Origin of the sequence: Embleya scabrispora, assembly GCF_002024165.1 — a bacterium.
Lineage (GTDB): Bacteria > Actinomycetota > Actinomycetes > Streptomycetales > Streptomycetaceae > Embleya > Embleya scabrispora_A.
In genome coordinates this window covers 999759-1016750 of sequence record NZ_MWQN01000001.1, presented here as the reverse complement: position 1 = coordinate 1016750, position 16992 = coordinate 999759, and the positions used below count along the sequence as shown (strand labels likewise).

Below are 16992 nucleotides of genomic sequence, written 5' to 3'. Positions count from 1 at the left end.
CCCGTCCCCACCTGTACACCCCGACCGCCGGCCGAGTCCGGCGGTGGACCACGGAGGTTCCGTGACTGTCATCGACGTCCACGCGCACGTCTTCCCCATCATTTCGCGGGCCGAGAGCCGCGTGCTGACGGGCGCGGGCGAGCCGTGGTTGCGGGTGCGCGGGGACGGCACCGGGATGATGATGAGCGGCTCGGACGAGTACCGCCCGGTGCGCGCGCCGCTGTGGGACGCCGAGAGCCGGTTGGCCGAGATGGACACGCTCGGCGTGGACGTCCAGGCGATCTCCTCGACCCCGTTGATGTTCGGCTACGCGGCCGAGACGGCGCGCGCGGTCGAGTGGTGCGACCTGGTCAACGACCGCATCCTCGACTACTGCTCGGCCGATCCGCGGCGGCTGCTGCCGCTGTGTCAGGTGCCCTTGCAGGACCTCGGCGCGGCCCGGGAGACGGTGTCGCGGGCGGTCGCGGCCGGGCACCGCGGCGTACACATCGGCAACCACGTCGGCGAGCGCTACCTCGGCGACGACGGCATCGTGGAGTTCCTGGCGCACTGCGGGGAGGAGGGCATTCCGGTCCTGGTCCACCCGTGGGACATGCTCGGCGGCGACCGCATGCGCGACCACATGTTGCCGTGGCTGGTCGGGATGCCCGCGGAGACACAGCTGAGCATCCTGGGGATGATTCTGCGGGGCGCGTTCGAACGGTTGCCCGCGTCGTTGAAGTTGTGCTTCTGCCACGGCGGCGGCAGCTTCGCGTTCCTGCTCGGGCGGGCCGACAACGCGTGGCACAACCGGGATCTGGTGCGGGCCGACTCGCCCAGGCCGCCGTCCGAGTACGTGCGCAGGTTCTACGTCGACTCGGCCGTGTTCGACCCGCGCGCGCTGCGGTTGCTGGTCGAGGTGATGGGCGCCGACCGGGTCATGCTCGGCACCGATTTCCCGTTCCCGCTGGGCGAGTCGGACCCGGGTGCGGTGATCCGGGACTGCTCGCAGCTGAGCGCCGAGGAGTGCGCGCTGATCCTCGGCGGCAACGCGGAGCGCTTCTTCGGCCTTCCCGACCCGGCCGGACGGCGCCGGTCGGACCGGACCGCCGGCCGGGAGTCGGTGAACACGATCGGCGGCGGCGGATCGGCCGTCGTGCCGATCAGGCGGGCGGAGCCGGGGGTTCGCCCTCGACCGTGACGCGGGCCACCGAGTCGTAGAAGCACAGGTGGCCGGCGATGTCGGGTACCGACTCGATGGGCTTCGGGTATTCCCACGCCACGTCGGGGCGCGGGGCGGAGTCGGCGCCGCCGAGATAGGTCCAGTAGGACGCCTCGCCCTTGAACGGACACGTGGTGTGCGTGTCGGTGGGCTCGAAGCGGGTCAGATCGACATCGTCCGGCGGCAGGTAGTAGCGGATGGGCAGACCCGTCTCGTACAGCACGACGGGACGGGTGGACCGGGCCACCACCTCGCCGTCGATCTCGACGGTCACGGTCTGGGTGCTGTGCACGGTGGTCACGACGTGGCCGGGTGTGGACGTCGGCATGGGCTCTCCTCCGGCGGGCAGGGGCTGTCCTTCGTCGGCACAACCGCCCGAACCCGGGATGCATTCCGGCCGTTCACGGGCCGAACGTGTGAGCAACGTGTGGATCGGTGCATGGATCGATTCAATTGGTATAGACCTATTGCTCGCGCCGATGGCACCGGCTAGCGTTTTCCGCGTGCGCGCCGGCACCACATGTTCCACATGTACAGCCCGAACGACCTTTCCAACGCCCCGGGTTGCCCTCGGGTCGAGAACGGAGTCGAGCACATGCGCAAGGCTATGGCGGGTATCGCGTTGGCCGCGGCGATGTTGGGTGTGGGGGTTGCCGCGCAACCCGCGATGGCGGATCCGAGCGGCTTCTACCTCTGGGGCTACTACCCGAGCGCCGAGTCGTGCGACGCGGCGGGCAAGGCCACGGTCCCGGCACACGGCCCGGTGTACCTGTGTCTGAACAACGGCGGCACCGTCTACGCCCTCTGGGTGCACTGACGGATCGGTAGCCAGGGACGGCTACCAGCGGCTCGTCGGGCGGGGCGACGTGATTTTGCGATCACGCCGCCCCGCCCGACGGCGTCACACCGGCGCCGGCGCCGCCACGATCGCGGCCGCGCCCCGGGAGGAGTCCTTGGCCCGAAAGGCGACGAGGCGCCGGTCGCGACCGACAGCGGTGACCGGGGGGACGAGCGCGAACGCCATCACGAGGTCGTTCTTCTCCGGCTCCATGGTCGGGTAGACCAGCAGGCAGCCCCGCCGGGGTCCGGCCAGGCCGTCCGCGACCGGGTCGCCGATCGAGGTGTCGGTGCCGACGATCCGCCGCGCCGCGAATCGATGGGTACCGAAGCTGACCTGGTCGAACAGTCCGCCCTCGCGCCGACGCCGACTCACCACGTCGAGCGGCCCGAAGCCGTGCAGCGTCACCGGGTCGAGGTTGGGGCTCTGCAACTGCGGGGCGATCACCACCCAGTCGTCGATCTTCGCGGCGATCTCCGGGTTCTCCAGGTAGGCCAGATCCGGCCGGAACTGGGCGGGTTCGGCCCAGCGCAGTTCGCGCAGCACCGACAGCAGCGGAGCGTGTGCGATGCGCCCGATATAGGCGGGGAAGCGCAACAACCGATCCTGCACGGGATAGGCCAGTTCGATGCGCTCCGCCGCCAGCGACCGGATCACCGGCTCGAACCGCTCCACGTTGTGGCGCAACTCGGCCGGTTTGCTCGGGTAGGCCGAGCGCTCCACCCATCGGCCCGGCGACCGGGTCTCCACCAGTTCCGCGTTGAACATCTTGTTGCGCGCCGTCGGCTTGAGCCACGGCAACCTCTGGGTGACCAGGGGCGGAATCTGAGCCGGCGTCACCTGCGGTGAGCCGTCCACGAGTTCGGCGTACAGCCGGAGCTGGTCGCGGAACTCCTCCTCGTCCCGGCAGATCGCCTCGAACGCCTCGTACAGGTCCCCGTTGCGACCACCCTCGTCGCGGCCGATGTAGAGCCGGACCAGATCGCGGTAGTTCTTGCGGAAGCCGAACCAGCGGCCCATCTGCATGAGCGTGTCCGCCGTCAGCGTCTTGCGACGGTAGTAGGAGACGGTCAGGCCCTCGACGGTGAAGCCGCGCGAGAGCTTGGCGCCGCCGACCAGGATCCGCCAGACCTTGTCCCGGTCGAAGTCGGCGGCGCGCTGCTCGATCTCCTTGTCGCCGTTGACCACCACGACCGGACTGCCGTTCGAGTCCTCGATCCGCATCGCCGCGATGCCGATGTAGGGGGCGATGTCGGCGAACGAGTCGGGGATGGACGCACCCGCCGCGTGTGCCTCGCTGACCGGGTACACGTCCTCGTCGTACAGCGCGCGCAGGCGCTTGTGTGCCCCCGCGCCGAGATACCCCGCACGGCGCCAGATCGCGTTGATCCGCTGGGCCTGGTCCCGGTGCACATGGGTGCGCACCGATTCGTGCACGAGCATCGTGTGGTGGCGGAAGTGGTCCGCGCCCAGCCCGTGATCCTCGCGGAACAGCTTGATCGCGCCGGTGAGCACGAACATGTCGATGGCGGTGCGAAGATCGCTGTCGTCGTCGTCATGCGCCGGCCGCACCGAGCGTACGTGCGCGAGCCCGGCCGAGTTGGCCACGGTGCGCTCGGCCGAGGGAATCGTGGAGTCGATGTCGTGGAAGTCGGCGACACCCATGTAACCGTCCGGGCGGTCCAGCGAGATGACGAAGTCCTTGGGGAAGATGTCCTCGGAGTCGGCCGGATCGATGAAGACGTTCGCGAACGGGGTCGCGGTGTAACCGATGTACTGGGCGCGCGGCAGCATGCCGAGCAGTTCCGAGATGATCCCGTTGATCGCCGTGCGCTGGACCTGGTCCTGCGCCCACTTCTTCGGGTCGGAGGTGTTGACCGACGCCTGATCCGACTCGTCGTCGATGATCAGCGCGGGGATCTCGCCGCGCTCGGTCTTGATCCGGGCCAGGTCCTTGACCAGCTTCTTCAGCACCGAGGCGTTCTTCTTGACCACCATCAGCCGGGCCGAACTGCGATGCAGGTTCTCCGGCGCGTACAGCGGTGTGAACCGATCCGCCTTCTCGAACTCCAGCGCGCTGAGCCCCTGACGCAGCGCCTGGTAGTCGTCCTGATGCCGGGTCAGCCGGACGATGTCGAACCCGCCGAGTCGGGACGGCAACGCTCCGTGGCGCAGGAACCTGCCGTCCAGCCGGTCCCGGTCGTCGAGATAGTCGTAGTCGCGGAAGGCGAGGGTGCCCGAGTCCGGGTCCTGGCCGTAGTAGATGTTCTCGACGCCGACGAGTTCCATGTCCAGGCGGCGCTGGGTCTGCGCGCGCAGCGCCTCGATGGTGCCGGTGAGCACGATGACCAGGCGGTAACCCGCGTCGATCGCCTTCGCTGCGACGCCGGTGAAGTTGGCGGTCTTGCCGCTCTGCACGTAGCCGACCACCAACCCCTTGGCCTGATAGGGCTGGTCCCAGGTGGGATCGGCCAGGCGCTCGACCACGCGGGTGGTGTTGCGGTCGAGCGCGGCGACGGCCTCGGGCGCCCATCCTTTGCCGAGCAGGGTCTCCCGATAAGCGTCCCAGTAGTGGCTGTGGTGCCGCGCGACATCCTCCCCGTACCAGGAAACCCAGCTTTCGTCGGTGATCACCACAGCGCCTGAGCTTCGCGCGAATGGCGCGCGCCGATCGAGGAGTTCGCGCGTGCCCCGCTCCAGACCGAGGGCATCGTAGGTCGCCGCGCGGCGGGCGTCGGTGTTGGGCGGGATGTCGCCGTCGGCGAAGTCCCAGCGGCTGAGTCGATCGCGCCACAGGATGAGCAGCGCGTCGTCCGGGTGCGCGTGGTGCAGTCGGCGGCGCAACGCGGTCTCGCCGAGGTCGGGCAGCGGGCCGGGATGCTCGTCGGCGTGGTAGGCGAGTGCCTTGGTCAGATTCTTCGGGCCGGCGGACATGCCGCCGAAGGCCGCGCGGTGCAGCGCGAGAAGCGCGAGTTCTTCGGTCACGAAGCGCCGCCCTTCGACTGGTTCGACTCGGACAGGTCCGACGCGACGTCGGGCGGGAGCACCCGGGAGAGGTCGACGGCGTGGTCGATCCCGTCGGGGGCGGGTGCGATCGAGGGGACCAGGTCGGCCACGTCGATGCGGTAGTCGATGTCGACGATGCGCCGAGCGACGGCCTCCGGCAGCGTGACGAGAATGTTCTCGGTCAGGCGCGGAAAATCGGCGTCGGCGGGGAACGCCAACGGATTTCCGGCCGAAACCCACCGACGTTCGCGAGGGATCTCGGCCTCGTTGTCCGTGCCCAGTTTGAGGCGGGTGTCGAAATCGTCCAGCACGTCCGGCGCGTGTACGCGGATCGTCGAACGAATGCCCTCGATCAGGCCGAGCACCGAGCGGCCGGTGTCGCTCTCGTCCAGGATGTGCGAGACGAACCACAGCGGTCGGTCGGCGTGGGGCGCGAGCTGGCCCAGCCCGTGGACCGTATGTACACGGGCGCGTCCGGTCACGGTCTTGACCTCGACGTCGTACGGCCCGACGGTGAAATCGTGATCCGCGCAGTCCGGGTGTTGCCAGGACCGGACCGCCGCGTGCCACCCGCGTGCCTCGGCCAGGCCGATCAGCGTGAGCAACTCGCCGAACAGGCCGATCTCCGCCTCCAGCGAGATACGCCGGCCCCGGGCCAGGAGCTTGCGCCAGAGGAGGACCGTGGTGCGAACCGCCACCACCGGCGGGGACTTCATCACCTGCACCCGATCCGCGATCTCGCAGCACACGATGTGGAACTCGCGCAGCAGGTCGAGCTGTTCGGTGTACACGTGCAGGTACTGCTCGCCGCCGTCCAGGACGCACACCGCCCGCACGCCCTGCATGCCCAGCCGGGGCGCCTTCGTGCCGGCCGGCACCGGGATGCGCAGCGCCGGTCGCCGGCCGCCCGCCTCCAGGTGCCAGTACAGCGGCGGGTCGCCCTCGACCGGGATCAACATCGGTGCCCCGTTGTCCAGATGGTCGCGCAGCGCCTCGCAGCCCAGGTGTCGGCTCCGCCCGTCCGCGCCCGTCACGCGCCGCCCTCCGAACCGTACTTCGCCGTCTCGCTCTTGACCGCGGTGAGCAGCAACGACTGCCACAGGTCGAGGTTGTCCTTGACCCGGGGGCCGATGCGCTCGCCGGTGAACGCCTCGTTCATCAGCAGGTACAGCAGCGTCTTGAGCACCGGCACGTCGTTGAGCCCGCCGCGCCGACCGCCGAGCAGCGCGGCGCGGAACTGCTTGTTCAGCAGCAGTCGGCGCTCGTCCCGGTCGATCGAGAAGAACACGTCCCCGCCCAGCGGCACCCAGCGCACCTCGATCGGCTCCTCGCCCGGGACGAACGGCAGTTCCTCCTCGATCGCCGCGCGCAGCTCCGGCGCGAAGCCCTTCCCGGGCGGCAGCACCGCCTTGCGCTCGCGCGTGGTGGTCCGGGCCTGCCGATAGGCGCCCTCGGCGTCCTTGAGGTAGTCGAGGAAGGTGTGCCCGTCGGCGTCCACGGCCTGCTCGACCGCGTCCACGAAGCCCGGAACGGGCTGGAGTTCGGCCTTCTTCACGGTCAACCCGAACGCATGCTCGGAGTCGGCCGGCAGGTCGAACGCGACCCGGGCCAGCGACAGGTGCTGCTCGCTCTGGCGCAGGCCGTACCAGCCGCCGGCCTGGACGAGCCGGTCGTGACGGTACGCGTACAGGCCCTGACGGGCCAGGATGCCGCCGGGCAGGCGGAATTGCTCGGCGTTCGAGCGCGGCGTCCATACGTGCGCGGTCAGCGTCAGCGGGCCGACGCCGTCCAGCGTCGTGGTGAACACGCGCGGATATCCCGGCAGTCCGGACACGGCGTAGCCGAACGGGTCCACGGCCTGGACCTGCCAGGTCATCGGCGGCACGTCGTCGTCGGTCCCGGAGACCGCGATGGTGATCCGGATCCGCCCGTCGGCCAGGAACCGGTGCAGGTGCAGACCGAGGTGGTCGGCCAGCGAACGCATCGTCTTGGTCACGTAGATGTCGGTCTGGCCGGCGTCACCGCGCGCCGGGAAGTCGCGGACGCCGTCCCAGCGCACCGCCGTGCCGTTCCACACCACGTACTCGTCGTACAGGTCGAGGAAACGTTTGGCGAACTCCAATTCGACGATGTCGCACTGGAAGCTTTCCTGCGCCGACTCGGTCCGCCAGCGCCGCCCGACGGTGCCGGCCCGCTTGGCCCGGCTGATCACCGTGACGCTCTCGGCGTGGCTGAAGGACGCGGCCTTCAGACCCATGCCGAACATGCCGAGCGCCGTGTCGTCGTACGCCCGCCGCTTGCCGACGGTCATCGCGGTGTCCAACTCGGCCTCGGTCATGCCGCGTCCGTTGTCCACCACGACCAGCGAGGTCAACAGGTCGCCGGTGCGCCGGAAATGCACCACGACCTCGGACGCGCCGGCGTCGATCGAGTTGTCCACGAGGTCGGCCACCGCCTCCTCGAAGCGATAGCCCTGACTGGCGAGTCCCTTGATGTACCCGGGATCCGGAGGCAGGTGCTTGCTGCCGCTCGTAGGTACGTCGATACGCCAGTCGTCCATGCCCACCCCTGGATCCCCACACTTTCGGTGCGCGCTGTCACGCGCCCGCCCCCACTTGCGCCGGACCGACCGTAGCGGTTGGACCGACGCGCCGAAAGCGGAACCCCCGAGTCGTGACCGGGTGGTTCCCGAGTGGAGATGTGGCGGCCGGGATCATGGCCGGAAAATGCGGCCGGAGATCGGGGTCGAAGGGCGTGACCGGTGGGCGCCGTCAGAGCTCGCGGCGCAGCCGGGACCGGGCGAAGTCCGCCCAGTGCGTGGGGAAGTCGGCCTCGACCCGCCGGGCGAGCGCGACCTCCTCGCCGTAGAGCAGCCCCCACGTGAAGGAGCTCTCGCCCGCCGCGTGCGCGGCGATCGCCAGCCGCCGCAGCGCCTTGCGCGTCTGCACGCTGTCCTGGTGCGTACCGAGCAGGCCCTGCATCGCCTTGGCCCGCTTGGCGAGCCGCTTGGCCGGCTTGCCCAGGGCCGGGCCGGTGGCCTCGCCGGCGTAGCGGACCCGTTTGGCGGCCTTGCGTACCTCGTGCAGGGCGGTGTCCCGGGCCCGGCCGGCGGGTGTGCGCAGTGCGACGCGGGCGCGCCGGAACGTGCGGCGGTCGGCCCGGCGCAGAGCCACCGTGGCCGTTTTGTGGGCGGGACGATGCGCCTTGACGGTGAACGGCGGCCGCGCGACCAGGGCATCCAGCGCGTCCAGCAGCGCGAAGTAGCGGGGGCCGTCGAGATCGGCCAGGATCCGGGCCCGGGCCTCGTTGCGGCGCCGTGCGTCCCAGGCGGTCAAGCGGGCCTCCACCGGGCCCAGCACCGCCTCGGCCGGCAGCGCCGCGACCCGCTCGCGCAATCGCGCGGCCAATACCTCCTGGTCCCTGGCCCGACCCAACTCCGCGGCCAGCCACTTGAGTTCCGCGCCCAGAATCCGGGTCACCCGCTCGTCGAGCACCCGCGAGAACACCCGGAACGCGCTGCGCAGGCGCCGGGTGGCGACGCGCATCCTGTGCACGGAATCGGGCTCGTCGAGCCGGACCCGGGGGTCGTACGCGAACATGGTGTCGACCTGCTCCCGGACGTAGTCCAGCGCCACCGCCCCGGCGCTGCCCGACCGCGGCTTCGCGATCCGACGCTTCGGCTGCGCTCCCGCCGCGGCCAGCGCCTGCCCGAGCTTGGACGCGGACTCGGAGCGCCGCCAGCCCTCCTTGCCCAGTCGCCGCTCCAGCGCGTTTGCCAACGCCGTGTCGCCGTCGACCAGTTCGACCTCGAGTTCGACCCAGGAGGTGGTGGTCACCTTCGACCCGAGGAAGACGTCCGCGGTCACCGTGTCGTGCGCGATCTCGGCCAGCGTGGGTCCGTCCGCGCGGGCGACCCGCACCTCGCGCACGGTCCGCAGGCGCACCACCGGCACCTGCTCCGCGCCGCGTGTGTACGCCCGGATCCGCACCGCGAGTTCGTCCGGCACCACCCGCTCGGACGCACCCAGCGGCGCCCGTACCTCGTCGCGCGCATCCACCCCGGCGGGCAGCTTCAGATGCCACCCGGCATCCCCGCCTCCGGTCCGCCGCCGCAGCGTGATGCCGCGTGCGGCCAGTGCCAGGCCGGGGGTGTCGAAGTACATCGCGTCCAACTCGACCGTCTCGCCGACCTCGACCCGGACCCCGTCCGCCACCCCGGCGAAGTCCGGCACGCCCACCCCCTCCGGCGCCACATACTTCCGCTCGACCTCACGCACGACCTCTGCCATGGCACGCACCTGCTTCCTGGGGGGCGGCACGAGGCGTTCGACCGTGTGGTCGAACGATCCCCGGGGCGGATGGTCGGCACGTCCGAGATCGGAGTTCGCCGACCGGGCTCGCGGATACGTGTGCCCGAATCGGCCGGTCCGACACGGATCACCCAGGTCGGGTGGGGTCAGGTGTCGAAGGTCCAGCCGAACATGGTGTGGTCGGATTCGGTGGTGGGGGTCGTGGAGCGGTACGTGGCCATGGCGGCCTCGTTGGCGCGTTCGGTGAGGACCCACATGCCGTAGCAGCCGCGTTTGCGGGCCAGTTCGGCCAGGGCCTCGGTAAGGGCACGGCCGATGCCGAGGCGCCGGTGGCTGTCGGCGACGGCCAGTTCGTACAGGAACATCTCGGTGCCCTTGTCGGGGTGGGTCGTCTCGACGCCGGTGACCATCCCGACCGGGGTGGCGGCCACGTAGGCGAGCAATATGTGATGGCCCGCCTCGCCCAGGAAGCGGGCCGCCCAGTCCGGGCGCACCGGTTCGTCGAACAGGTCCCCGGCCGCGAGCACATCGGCCACCGTCGTCACACGCCGAATCGACGCCACATTCGTATCCACGACGACATTCAACGAGATTTGGTCCCATTCCAGAAGCCGCCGACGGCAATGGACACCCCATGATTGGGGGACCTCTCGGGATGGTACGGGGCGAAATGGTGGTATCGAGCTACCTGTCGTCGGAGGAGCCGCGTCTGCGAAAGCCCAGCGCGCGGCGTACGTCGCGGCCGGCCAGGCGGGTCTGCTCCCAGACGGTGCGAAACACGGCCCGGACCGGGGCGACGCCGTGCCTCCAGCCGGACCGGGCCGCCCGACGGGCGGGCGCCACCATCGTCCGACCGACCCACGCCGAAGGCCGCACCACCGTCGCCCGCAGCCCGCGACCGGCCATGCGCGCACCCGACCGGGCACGCCGCCCGCCCCACCGCGCGGGCCGCACGATCACGAACCGCAGCCCCCGGCCGAGGAACCGGACCACGAGCACGACCTTGCGGCCGGCCCACCGGGCGGGAAGCACCGTCAGCACGTACAGGCCCCGACCGAGGAACCGGACCACGAGCACGACCTTGCGGCCGGCCCACCCGGCGGGAAGCACCGTGAGCACGTACAGGCCCCGGCCGAGCAGGCGGACGAGGAGGACGACCCTGCGGGCCGCCCATCGCGCCGGCAGCACGGTCAGGAGGTACAGGCCCCGACCGGTCGCGCGGCCGAGGCGGATGCCCCGGCGCCAGGTCCAGGCCGCCGGCCGCGCCACCAACACGACGAACCCGACGCGCAATCCGCGCCCGGTCGCGCGCAGTCCGCGCAGGAAGCCACGAGCGAGCCATCGCGCCGGGACGAACAGGCCGCGGTACAGGCCCCGTCCGACGGCCCGGGTCACCACCACCGCGCCCCGCCACACCCACCGGGCGGGGATCAGCACCAGCCGCCGAAGGAGGAAGGCGATACCGCGCACCACCAGTGCCAGACCCCGAAGCAGGGCGCCCGCCCCGCGCAACGCGACCCGACCGCAGGCGACGAGGCCACGCCACAGCGCCTTCGCCGGTACGACCAGGACGTAGTACAGCCCCCGCCCGAAGCCCCGCGCGAGCCCCCGAGCCGCGCGCCACGACCACCACCCGGGCACCAGCACGAGGTAGTACAACGTGCGCCCGAGCGCATGGGCGACCCATCGACCGGCCGTGACCAGACCGGTGGCCAGGGGGCGCGCCACCGCGTCCCGAACCCACCGCAGCGGCAGCACGATCCCGTATCGCCCGACCATCCGCAGCCCGCGCCCCAGCCCCACCACGCCCCGGCGCAACCCGCGCCACACCACCCGGGCAACCACCACCGCCCCGCGCCACGGCACCACCACGGCCCGGCGCAACCCGCGCCCCAGCCCCACCACGGCCCGGCGCAGCCCACGCCACACCACCCGGGCAACCACCACCGCCCCGCGCCACGGCACCACCACGGCCCAGCGCAGCCCACGCCACACCACCCGGGCAACCACCACCGCCCCGCGCCACGGCACCACCACGGCCCAGCGCAGCCCGCGCCCCAGCCCCACCACGGCCCAGCGCAGCCCGCGGCCGACGGCCGCGAGCGCATGTGCGATCGGTATCGCGAACCGGTCCCACACCAACCACCGCAATCCGCGCCCGATCACCGCGACCAGTCGCCCCGTCGGGATCAGCACCCAGTCCCGAACCGCGCGCCCGGCGACCCTCAGCAGTTCCCACGCCAGGCGGGCGGGCAACAGCACGATCAACGCGACGATGCGGATCGGCCAGCGGATCAGGTGGTAGAGCAGCCCGGTCGGCTCCTCCGGCGATGTAATGCTCTCGGAGCGGTCGCCGGACCGGTCCCCGGACCGCTCGATCGGCCCATCGGCCGGCTCCGCGTCGAGGCCCGTTCGAGCAGCAGCCGCCGGGCGGTCCTTGCTCGGATCTACCGGAGCAACTGCTTCCGCTTGTCTGCCATCGCCCATCGCATCCCCCGTGTGCACCGTCGAGTCGTGCCGACTCCCGCCGGATCACGTGCTCGTGGGACACGCCGAACGGCGCGTGCTCACGCTCCGTCGCAAGGATTTTCGGATCGCCCCGAGTGACCCGCGTCACTCGGGCCGCGCGCACCGTCCTCCGGCTCCGACCGCTCGGGCAGGAGGTCGACCCGGCCGATCGAGTCGCCCGACCGGACCTGAGCCCGGTTCGCGTCGCCGCATCGTGCCGACGCGAACCGGGCCGATGCCGATCAGGCTTCCTGGCGCGCGGGTTCGGGCAGGGCCGCGTCGCCTTCCTCCGCCGCTTCGGCAGGCGCGGCCGGGTCCGCCGAAGGACCGCGGCGCAGTACCAGACCGACCGCGCCGACCACCAGGGCGATCGCGATCAGGTAGCCGAACGTGCCCTGGAAGGCCGGGACGACCGAGTGCGCCTCGGAGCGGTTCTGCAGGACCAGCGCGGCGATCGCGATACCGAGCGTGCCGCCGATCTGATTGCTCAGGTACACCGCCGCCGTGGCGCTGGGCACCGATTCGGGTGCCACCGAGCCGAACACCGACGACATCGCGGGTGCTCCGACGAAGCCGAGTCCGGCTCCCGTCACCACCGAATAGCCCACCAGCAGCGCGGTGTTGGTGCCGCCGTCGGCCGTACTGAAGCCCAGGATGCCCAGCGCGGCCAACACCCCGCCGAACGGGATCAGCGCCCGGGCGCCGACCTTGTCGAACAGCTGCCCGGCGATCGGCATGCCGATCCACACCCCGACCCCCTGCGGTACCAGCAGCAGTCCGGCCGCCATCACGCCCCGGTCGCGCGCCAGTTGGTAGTAGAGCGGGATCAGGAACAGCAGCGAGAAGAGCAGGATGCCGGTCAGGAACACCGCACCGATGCCGCCGGCGAAGCCGCGGATCCGGAACAGCCGTACGTCGATCAGCGGGTGCTCGACGCGCAGCGCGTGCAGGACGTAGCCGGCGATCAGCGCGACGCCCGCGATCAGTGCCGCGAGCACGCGCGGTGCCCCGAAGCCGCTGTCGCCCGCGGCCTGGGAGAGGCCGTAGACGACCACCGCGAATCCCGGGCACAGCAGCGCGATGCCCCGGGCGTCCAGCGGCGGCGGGTCGCCCTCGCGCGGCGGGTCGGCGGGGATCTGCCGGTACGCCAGCGCCAGGGCGACCAGGCCGATCGGCAGGTTGATGATGAACATCCAGCGCCAGTCGACGTGTTCGAGCAGCACGCCGCCGAGCACCGGACCCAGGATCGGGCCGAGGGTGACCACCGCGCCGACGATGCCGATCATCTTCCCGGCCCGCTTGGGTCCGGCGGCGACGGCCAGCATGGTCAGCAGGGTCGGCTCCAGGGCGCCGACGCCGACACCCTGGATCACCCGGAAGGCGATCAGGCTGCCCGCGTTCCAGGCGACCGCGGACAGCGCGGAGCCGGCGAGGAAGACGATCAGGCCGGTCAGCCAGACGGTCTTGCCGCCGAAGCGGCCGGCCGCCCAACCGGCCAGGGGCACGGTCGCGGCGAGGGCCAACAGATAGCCGGTGGCCACCCATTCGATGGTTTCGAGCGGCGCGTCGAAGTGCGCGCCGAGGGTGTCGATGCCGACGTTGACGATCGTGGTGTCGAGGATGCCCATCACGCCGCCGAGCAGCATCACCAGCATCAGGCGCAGGAGTGGTCCGTCGATCTTGGTTTCGGGATCGGGGGGTGCGGCGGGCATGTACGCCTCCAAGTTACCGATGAGATCAGTTAACTAAACTCGCGAGTAAAAATTAACAGCACGTCTGGTAACGTCGCAACATGGTCGAGGAAACGAAACGGTCGACGACCCCGCCGCCCGCCGCCCCCGGGCCCGCCGCCACCCGCGGCCGGATCGACAAGCGACGGGCGATCCTGGCCGCCGCCGAGGCGGTGTTCACGCGCGAGGGCTACACACTCGCCGGGATCGACGCGATCGCCGCCGAGGCGGGCGTGTCCAAGCCGACCATCTACAACCACCTCGGCGGCAAGGACAACCTCTTCCGCACCGTCGTGGTCGAGGCCGCGATCGAATCCAGCGGCCGGATCCTGGCCGCCCTGGAGGCGTTCCCGACCGACGCCGAGGAACTGCATCCGCGCCTGACCGCGATCGCGCACCGCGTGGTGCAGTGCCAGGCCGGCGAGAAGGGCTGGGCGCTACAGCGCCTGGTGTACGCCGAGGCGGCCCGTTTCCCGGACCTGTACGACACGATCCGCGAGGGCGGCACGGTCCGGATCGTCGAGGCCCTGGCAGGCCGACTGGCTCGGCTCGCGCACGGCGGACACCTGGACATCGACGACCCGGTCACCGCCGCGAACCAGTTCCTCGCGCTGATCTCCGGCGACCTGCCCACGCTCACCGCGCTCGGCACCCGGCCCGTGGACGACGCGGCCCTGCATCGCGCGGTGACCGCCGGAGTGACCACGTTCCTGCGCGCGTTCACCCCGCGCGCGGAGCCCGCCGGCACACCCGCGTCCGTCGCCGGGGAGGACACCCGCGCGTCCGGCCCGGTCACGGCACCGCCCCGCCGCTGAGCACCCGCCCGGCCGGATGTTCTACCGGCTCCGGACCGGTGGTCCGTTCCGCGCCGTCGGCCGATGCCGGGGGACGCGGGATCGCCGCCAGCAACTCCCGGGTGTAGGGCGCCTCGGGCCGGGTGAACACCCGCTCGGCGTCCCCGCTCTCCACCACCCGGCCGTCCTTCATCACCAGGATGCGATCGCTGACGTGCCGGATCACGCCCAGGTCGTGCGAGATGAACAGCAGCGCCAGGCCCAGTTCGGCCCGCAGATCGGCGAGCAGGTCGAGGATCTGCGCCTGGATGGACACATCCAGCGCGGAGACCGGCTCGTCGCAGACGATCAACTCGGGCGAGGGGGCCAACGCCCGGGCGATCGCCACCCGTTGCCGCTGGCCACCGGACATGTCGCGCGGCCGGCGATCGAGCAGATCCTCGGACAGGCCCACCAGATCTAGCAGTTCGCCCACCCGAGCCCGATGCGCGGCGCGGGTGGGGCGCAGTCGGCCGCCCGGAAGGCCGGCCGCGGCGACCGCTTCGCCGAGGATGCGGGCCACCGGGTAGCGGGGGTCGAACGAGCCGAGCGGATCCTGCTGCACCGCCTGGATTCGGCCGCGCGAGGCCCGCCGGGCGGACTCCGGAAGCGTGCTCCACGGGGCGTCCCGGAAGCGCACGGCTCCCGTGTCGGGTCGCTCCCAGCCGAGCACGATCCGCGCGGCCGTGGTCTTGCCGGAGCCGGATTCGCCGACCACCCCGAGGGTTTCGCCGGAGCGTACGGTGAACGACACGTCCCGGACCGCGTGCTGCCGGGTCCCGTCCGGGCCGCGGAAACTCTTGCCGATGCCGGCCACGTCGAGCAGGACATCGCCGACCGGGGGCGCGGGCGGAGTCGCCGTCCGGGTCGCGCCGACCGGCGCCGACAACCGGGTGCCCTTGGCCCGCCCGGTCGGCACCGCCGCGAGCAACGCCCGTGTGTAGGAGTGCTCCGGCTCGGCCAGGACTCGCTCGGTGGGCCCGTGTTCGACGATGCGACCCGCGTACATCACCGCGACCCGGTCGGCCAGCCGGGCCACCGCCGCCAGGTCGTGGCTGATCATCAGCACCGACGTGCCCTCGTCCCGAAGCCGGCCGAGGAGCGTGAGGACCTGGGCCTGCACGGTCACGTCGAGCGCGGTGGTCGGCTCGTCGGCGAGCAGCAGTTCCGGCCCGGCGGCCAGCGCCGAGGCGATCAGCGCACGCTGGCGCAGGCCGCCGGAGAGTTGGTGCGGATACTGCCGGGCCCGCCGGGCCGGATTTGGGATGCCGACGTCGGTGAGCAGGTCCAGCACCCGGGCGCCGACCCGTCCGCGCGGCAACACCGCGTGCGTCCGCAGTGCCTCGGCGACCTCGGCGCCGACGGTGCGCAGCGGATCGAGCGAGACCAGCGCGTCCTGGAGCACCAGACCGATCCGCCGCCCGCGCAGCGTGCGCCACCGCTTCTCGGACAGCGCGGTCAGGTCGGTGCCGTCGAAGGCCAGCCGACGGGCCGTCACCCGGGCGCCGTCGCCGGTGAGTCCGACCAGGGTGCGGGCGGTGACACTCTTGCCGGAGCCGGATTCGCCCACCACGGCCAGGCATTCGCCCCGGTCGAGGGTGAACGACACGTCCCGCACCACCGGTTCGCGGCCGCGGAAGGCGACGTCGAGCCCGTCCACGACCAGCAGGGGCGCGGCAGGGGCGGGGGCGAGGTCGGTGCTCATCGGGCAGTCCCTCCGGCGAAGCGGGCACGGGCGTGTCGGCCGGCCACGTTCACCGCGATCACCGCGCAGGTCACCGCGGCGCCGGGGAACACCCCGATCCACCACGCGGTCTCCAGGAAGCCGCGTCCCTCGGAGAGCATCGCGCCCCACTCGGGGGACGGCGGCTGGGCGCCCAGGCCCAGGAAGCTGAGCCCGGACGCGTAGATCAGCGAGGTGCCGAAGCCGACCGTGCCGAGCACCAGGAGCGGCCCGATCGCGTTCGGCAACACGTGCCGAACGATCAGCACCCCGCGGCGCAGGCCGAGGCCGGCCGCCGCCTCCACATAGCCCGAACGGCGCACCACCAGCGCTTCCGCACGAACCAGCCGCGCGTAACCGGGCATCGCCGCCACCGCCACGGCGATCATCACATCGACCGTGCCGCGCCCGAGCAGCGTGACCACGAACAGCGCGAGCAACAACTCCGGCAGCGAGAGCATGATGTCGGCCAGCCGCATGCCCACCTGATCGGCGACCCGTCCGCCCAGGGCCGACGCCAGACCCCACAACGTACCGCCGATCAGCGCGAACACGGTGGCGCCCAGGCCGAGCAGCAGCGAGGGGCGGGCGCCGTGCAGCACCCGGGCGAATACGTCCCGACCGAGTTGGTCGGTACCGAACCAGTGCTCGGCGCCGGGCCCTTGCAGTGCGGCGAGCGGGTCGGTCTCGATCGGCGAGGTGTCGGTGAACAACCCGGGCGCGAGGCCGATCAGCGCGAACAGCGCGAGGACGGCGAGTGCGCACGCCACGCCGGGGCCGATTCGGCCGCGCCGCCGGATCCGTACCGGCCGGACACTCTCGATCGTTGCCTGGGCCATCGGG

The 16992-nt window shown here is 71.7% G+C and carries 13 protein-coding genes; 3 read left to right on the top strand and 10 right to left on the bottom strand.

Annotated elements, in window-relative coordinates:
* The first annotated feature begins 61 nt into the window (after positions 1-61).
* Positions 62-1180, top strand: a complete 1119-nt coding sequence (locus tag B4N89_RS04545) for an amidohydrolase family protein (RefSeq protein WP_078979110.1) — start codon at positions 62-64, stop codon at positions 1178-1180.
* On the opposite strand, the gene B4N89_RS04540 is transcribed toward B4N89_RS04545, so the two are convergent.
* A complete protein-coding gene (locus B4N89_RS04540) occupies positions 1143-1529 on the bottom strand; it encodes a DUF427 domain-containing protein (RefSeq protein ID WP_078974567.1) in 387 nt (128 codons plus the stop codon). The genes B4N89_RS04545 and B4N89_RS04540 overlap by 38 nt on opposite strands.
* Before the next feature lie 267 nt (positions 1530-1796).
* Between B4N89_RS04540 and B4N89_RS04535 the strand changes: the two genes are divergently transcribed.
* Positions 1797-2018 (top strand): hypothetical protein, encoded by a 222-nt coding sequence (locus tag B4N89_RS04535; protein ID WP_143657836.1) that lies wholly within the window; start codon positions 1797-1799, stop codon positions 2016-2018.
* An 84-nt stretch (positions 2019-2102) separates the two neighbouring features.
* Here B4N89_RS04535 and B4N89_RS04530 read toward each other — a convergent pair whose 3' ends face one another.
* From B4N89_RS04530 to B4N89_RS04500, 7 genes are all read right to left on the bottom strand, one after another.
* Positions 2103-5024, bottom strand: coding sequence for a Z1 domain-containing protein (locus B4N89_RS04530; RefSeq protein ID WP_078974565.1), 2922 nt, complete (start codon positions 5022-5024; stop codon positions 2103-2105).
* Positions 5021-6079 (bottom strand): PD-(D/E)XK motif protein, encoded by a 1059-nt coding sequence (locus B4N89_RS04525; RefSeq protein ID WP_078974564.1) that lies wholly within the window; start codon positions 6077-6079, stop codon positions 5021-5023. The genes B4N89_RS04530 and B4N89_RS04525 overlap by 4 nt, the downstream gene beginning before the upstream one ends.
* Positions 6076-7605, bottom strand: coding sequence for an ATP-binding protein (locus tag B4N89_RS04520; protein WP_078974563.1), 1530 nt, complete (start codon positions 7603-7605; stop codon positions 6076-6078). Before B4N89_RS04520 ends, B4N89_RS04525 begins: the two co-directional genes overlap by 4 nt.
* A 211-nt stretch (positions 7606-7816) precedes the next feature.
* Entirely contained in the window at positions 7817-9334 is a 1518-nt protein-coding gene (locus B4N89_RS04515) for a CYTH and CHAD domain-containing protein (RefSeq protein ID WP_078979109.1), read from the bottom strand.
* A gap of 167 nt (positions 9335-9501) precedes the next feature.
* Positions 9502-9930, bottom strand: coding sequence for a GNAT family N-acetyltransferase (locus B4N89_RS04510; protein WP_235618466.1), 429 nt, complete (start codon positions 9928-9930; stop codon positions 9502-9504).
* A 109-nt stretch (positions 9931-10039) separates the two neighbouring features.
* Positions 10040-11842: a hypothetical protein gene (locus B4N89_RS04505; protein WP_143657835.1), complete on the bottom strand. Its 1803-nt coding sequence runs from the start codon at positions 11840-11842 to the stop codon at positions 10040-10042.
* Between the two features lie 263 nt (positions 11843-12105).
* On the bottom strand, positions 12106-13575 hold the full coding sequence (locus B4N89_RS04500) for a DHA2 family efflux MFS transporter permease subunit (RefSeq protein WP_078974560.1): 1470 nt from the start codon (positions 13573-13575) through the stop codon (positions 12106-12108).
* A gap of 80 nt (positions 13576-13655) precedes the next feature.
* On the opposite strand from B4N89_RS04500, the gene B4N89_RS04495 reads away from it, so the two are divergent.
* Entirely contained in the window at positions 13656-14408 is a 753-nt protein-coding gene (locus B4N89_RS04495; protein WP_078974559.1) for a TetR/AcrR family transcriptional regulator, read from the top strand.
* On the opposite strand, the gene B4N89_RS04490 is transcribed toward B4N89_RS04495, so the two are convergent.
* Together B4N89_RS04490 and B4N89_RS04485 are read right to left on the bottom strand one after the other, a co-directional pair.
* The gene (locus B4N89_RS04490) at positions 14386-16131 is read right to left on the bottom strand and encodes a dipeptide ABC transporter ATP-binding protein (protein ID WP_078974558.1); all 1746 of its coding nucleotides are present in this window, start codon (positions 16129-16131) and stop codon (positions 14386-14388) included. The two genes, B4N89_RS04495 and B4N89_RS04490, sit on opposite strands and share 23 nt — an antisense overlap.
* Positions 16128-16988 carry an ABC transporter permease gene (locus B4N89_RS04485; protein ID WP_078974557.1) on the bottom strand — a complete coding sequence of 287 codons (861 nt, stop codon included), beginning with the start codon at positions 16986-16988 and terminating at the stop codon, positions 16128-16130. The genes B4N89_RS04490 and B4N89_RS04485 overlap by 4 nt, the downstream gene beginning before the upstream one ends.
* Positions 16989-16992: the final 4 nt, after the last annotated feature.